This is a genomic window from Mesorhizobium sp. M7A.F.Ca.US.005.03.2.1, assembly GCF_003997795.1.
In the GTDB taxonomy this organism is placed as follows: Bacteria; Pseudomonadota; Alphaproteobacteria; order Rhizobiales; family Rhizobiaceae; genus Mesorhizobium; species Mesorhizobium ciceri.
The window spans coordinates 1-4,396 of the sequence record NZ_RZRP01000536.1 but is presented as its reverse complement, the minus strand read 5'-3'; the positions used below and the strand labels follow the sequence as shown (position 1 = coordinate 4,396).

4 protein-coding genes, 2 tRNA genes and 1 pseudogene are annotated in these 4,396 nt (G+C 63.1%); 2 read left to right on the top strand and 5 right to left on the bottom strand.

Features of this window, described 5'->3' with window-relative positions; genetic code table 11:
• The 5 genes and pseudogenes from EN991_RS25000 to EN991_RS41100 all read right to left on the bottom strand — a co-directional run.
• Nucleotides 1-539: pseudogene (locus tag EN991_RS25000) on the bottom strand (slipin family protein); the annotation flags it as partial.
• Nucleotides 540-891: 352 nt separating this feature from the next.
• Nucleotides 892-961: transfer RNA gene (locus EN991_RS24995), tRNA-Asn, on the bottom strand.
• A gap of 2 nt (nucleotides 962-963) precedes the next feature.
• Nucleotides 964-1,037: transfer RNA gene (locus tag EN991_RS24990), tRNA-Tyr, on the bottom strand.
• A gap of 227 nt (nucleotides 1,038-1,264) precedes the next feature.
• On the bottom strand, nucleotides 1,265-1,813 hold the full coding sequence (locus tag EN991_RS24985; protein WP_064993694.1) for a histidine phosphatase family protein: 549 nt from the start codon (nucleotides 1,811-1,813) through the stop codon (nucleotides 1,265-1,267).
• 3 nt (nucleotides 1,814-1,816) lie between these two features.
• Complete coding sequence (locus tag EN991_RS41100; RefSeq protein WP_024501274.1) at nucleotides 1,817-2,068, bottom strand: hypothetical protein; 252 nt, start codon at nucleotides 2,066-2,068, stop codon at nucleotides 1,817-1,819.
• Between the two features lie 323 nt (nucleotides 2,069-2,391).
• On the opposite strand from EN991_RS41100, the gene EN991_RS24975 reads away from it, so the two are divergent.
• On the top strand, nucleotides 2,392-3,342 hold the full coding sequence (locus EN991_RS24975) for an AEC family transporter (protein WP_127369760.1): 951 nt from the start codon (nucleotides 2,392-2,394) through the stop codon (nucleotides 3,340-3,342).
• Nucleotides 3,343-3,532: 190 nt separating this feature from the next.
• Nucleotides 3,533-4,396 (top strand): aldehyde dehydrogenase family protein (locus EN991_RS24970; RefSeq protein ID WP_127369759.1); only part of this gene is annotated, 864 nt, incomplete at its 3' end.

Here is a 4,396-nt window from a genome sequence, read left to right as displayed (position 1 = left end):
ACGTTCCAGAAGCCATGCACGCCCGCCGTCAGCGTCCTGACCAGGACACCGTCGATGAACAGCAGTCCGGCCTGACCATCGACGACCGGATGGACGGACATCAATTCCGCCTTCCGGGCCTGGCCGAGCCGGCGCATGATCGCCGCATCGATGGCGAGATCGACTGACGTGTCGATCAGCGTCACCTTCCACGGGCCGGCATCCGTCCACAGCACGAGCTTGCGGTCCGGTGCCAGCACGGCGTGCAGATTGCCGTCACGCTCGATGACGGCGACATCCGTGCGCCCGGTGCGAACGACGGTGAAATGACGCGCGGCCACATCCGGAAGCTTGTCGAACAACGCCTTCTCGTATGCCGAAACGAATTCCGGGTTCTTCAGATCGTGCCGAGACACTTCGAGGCTGCCGCGCCGGTTGGCGAGCCAGTGCTCGCCCGGCAGCAGGACAGCCTTGATCTCCCCCTTGTGGAGGGCGAGGGCACGTTCGTTTTCCCTTACGAAGACGCGCTCGCGCCCAAGAACCTTGTCGAGAATGGTCATTGTCTTACTCCTGTCGGGCATGGCCCCATGCGAGGCGTCACGTCATGCGTCGATCTTCCCTTCGTTTCTCGTTTCACGTCGTCTCTTGCGTCGTAGCCCGGGCACGAATGATCCGGGGACTGGTGGCATCGAGCCGTGGCGGGCCTTCGGGAGCGGATCGCGGGGCAGCGAAGCGGGCGCAGGAGGCCTTAGCCTCCCTTGCCGGCGACACCGCGCCTTGATCGTCACCGCGGGCCTGGCCGCGAGCCGATGGCGAAAGACGCTTGGGATGATCCGCGCCCGAAGGCTTGGGTCACCCGTCCAGTCTTTCGCATTCCAGTCCCCGGACCGTTTTTCGGATGGCTTTTCAAGGCCAATGGAGAAGGAATCGAACCTTCGACAGTCAGATTAACAATCTGATGCTCTAACCAAACTGAGCTATCCGTGGTGCAGATGAAGGGACTCGAACCCACAACCTCCGGATTATGTCCGGCGCTCTCCCAGTTGAGCTACATCCGCGATCCCAATCCCCAAAGCGGCGCCGTATACAGGGCGGCAATGCCGCCTGCACGGGCGGAGACGAAAGCTCCAACCGTTGTGCTCGCTTCGGTTCTCGTGACCGGGAGCGCGCCTATAGCCCCTGCGACGGGTTGTCGCAAGCGGCATTGTCACGGCGAATTTGCGGCTTCTTTCAACGGTGGCATTTCAGCAACACCGCTTTCGGCGTCAGCGATCGCGCAGCACGCTCAGAAGGTGACGCGGCCGAGCACGCGCAGGCCATCGCCTTGCGGCTCGACGACGACGGCCTCACCTTCGCGCGGTGAGATGCCGGTCAGTGCCACGATGTCTTCCAGATGGGTGACCATGACCAGATTGTCGGAGCCGGAATAGGCGCGGATTTCCTTCAGGATCGCAGCGATCTGCGCGGCCTTCTGCGTCTCGTCGCCTTTCAGGAGATCGAGCGGTGCAAAGAGTTCGGGGTCGGCCTCGAAGGCGATGCGGGCGGTGTCGAGGCAGCGGCAATAGCGGCTGGACAGCACGCGCTCGATCGGTGCCGCCCGAGCGGCAAACAGAGCGCCGATCTTGCTCGCCTGCTGCTTGCCGCGCGCCGACAGGTTCATCTGGGTGGCGCAGCTGTCGATGTCGAAATTGGCCGGATCGGTGGTGCCGGTGACCATGGCATGGCGCAGCAGCACGACGTGTCCGCCATCGCGCAGCAGCGCCCAGCCTGCATCCGTGGCGTGCGCCACGCCGGGAACAACAAGCAGGAACAACGCCAAGGCAAATCGAATCATCCGCTATCCTTCTGCGGTTCCCGGCAAGGGGTTCCGGTGGCAGGACATATAGGGACGGTAAAGCCGGCCGAAAGACAAGGCGCGGTGGGCGAGAAGCGTAGACGGTGAGAGGGATGGCATGGTGTAGCCGGCTTCGGTAAAACCCTGCTTGGCGTTCTCGAAGAATCCGATCGCCTTTTGATATTCGGCCTTGCCGCCGCCATAGCTGGCCCGATTCCAGCTGACATCCCCGAGATTGTTCTGCGCGAAGGCCATTGCATCGGAAGGCTTCCCTGGTGAATACCTTCAGCGTCGCCGTGAATGCGGCCTCGATCGGTGACGCTGCGCGCGTCGCTTTTCGTCTCGGCAACTGCAAGCGCGATCGCGGCAAGACAAAGCAGTGCGGCGACGAAGCCGTCAGCCATGCCCGCTGCAAAAGACGGAGGTTCGAGAGTCGGACAAAGGCTATTTGTCGTCCGTGTCCGCCCTGATGATCCAAGCCCTCTATAACGCTGCCAGCCGACGATGATCAAATTCAGGCGCGATTGCGTCGCGGTCCTGGCTCGCCTATCACGGGGAACCCGCCCCTCACGGTAAAAATGTCTCCGCTCACCGAAACCGTTCTTTTCGTCTTCAGCCTTGTCGCGCTCGGCTACCTCGCCGGGCTCACCGGCTATCTGAAGCCGGCGAGCGGCGAGGGGATTTCGGAATTTGCCATCAACGTGGCGATGCCGCTGCTGCTGTTCCAGACGATGGTGAAGTCCGACTTCCATGGCGTGGCGCCTTGGCCGCTGTGGGGCGCTTACTTCACGGCGGTTGCAATGACATGGGCTGCCGGCCATCTGGTGACGACGCGGATCTTCGGGCGGGACGCACGCGCAGGCATCGTCGGTGGAGTGTCGTCGTCCTTCTCGAATGTAGTGCTGCTGGGCATTCCCTTCGTTCTCGGCGTATTCGGGTCCAGGGGATTCGAAGTGCTGTCGCTGCTCGTTTCCGTGCATCTGCCGACCATGATGATGGCTTCGATCATCATGTTCGAGATATTTGGCCGCGGTGGCAGTGAGCCCGTACACCCGCTGCGCATCGTCCAGAGCTTTCTGAGAAGACTGTTCACCAATCCCCTGATCATCGGTATCCTGGCCGGGCTGGCTTGGCGCCTAACCGGCGCGCCGCTGCCGAACCTTGCCACGCGGCTGGTCGATACGCTGGCTGACACTGCCGGGCCAGTGGCGCTGTTCGCCATGGGGCTCAGCCTGCGCCGTTTCGGCATATCGGGCAATGTCCGGCCGGCGTTGGCGCTTTCGGTGCTGAAGCTGTTCCTGATGCCGGCGCTGGTGCTGGTCTTCGTCTGGTTGCTCGGCATGCCGCCCTTGACGGCCAAGGTGGCGGTGATGGTGGCCGCGATGCCATCCGGCGTCAATTCCTATCTGATCGCGGTGCAGTTCAACACCGGCCAGGCGTTAGCGTCGAACCAGATGACCCTCGCCACGGCCTGCGCCGCCGTCACCACCGCGTTCTGGCTGACTGTTGTCTTGTACGTTTTCGGGTAAGGCATCGGTGTAAGCACGTCAGCCTGCTCTCGTCTCGCTCTGGCCCAAGCCCTATATGCCATCTTGCGATTGCTTGCGTGCCTTGCCCTCGGTAAAGAGCAGTGGCTCCGGCGTGCCGGCCTCAGTCCATGGCGCACGCGCACCGAAGATTTCACAGACCCGCCCGTCAGGGCGCCGAACGGAGGATAGCATGCTTCAGAAAACCAGCCATTTCATGCGGCAGGCCAATCTCATCAATGGCGAATGGGTGCAGGCCGACAGCGGCCAGACGGTCGACGTCAACAACCCTGCCACCGGTCTCAAGATCGGCACCGTGCCGAAGTCGGGCAAGGCCGAGACCCGCCGCGCCATCGAAGCCGCCGCGGAAGCTTTCAAGACCTGGCGCAAGACGACCGCGCTCGAGCGCTCGAAGCTGCTGCGCAAGCTGCACGACGCGATGATGGACAATCAGGACGTACTGGCCGAACTGCTGACCATCGAGCAGGGCAAGTCGCTGTTCGAATCGAAGGGGGAGATCGGCTCGGCCGCGTCCTACATATTGTGGTTCGCCGAGGAAGGTCGCCGCACCTATGGCGACGTCGTGCCGTCGCCATGGGCGGACCGCCGCATCCTGGTGACCAAGGAGCCGGTTGGCGTCATCGCCGCCATCACGCCGTGGAATTTTCCGTCCTCGATGCTGGCCCGCAAGCTCGGCCCGGCGCTCGCCGCCGGCTGCACCGCCGTGGTCAAGCCTGCGTCGCAGACGCCGTATTCGGGTCTCGCCTGGGGCGCGCTCGCAGAGGAAGTCGGTTTCCCCAAGGGCGTCGTCAACATCCTGACCGGTTCGGCCAGCGAGATCGGCGACGAGATCTGCGCCAATCCGCTGGTGTCGAAGATCACTTTCACCGGCTCGACCGAGGTCGGCAAGCTTCTCATCCAGAAGTCGTCGGTCACCGTCAAGAAGGTGTCGATGGAACTCGGCGGCAACGCGCCGTTCATCGTTTTCGACGACGCCGACCTCGAGCGTGCCGTCGCCGGCGCCATCACCGCCAAGTACCGCAATTCCGGCCAGACC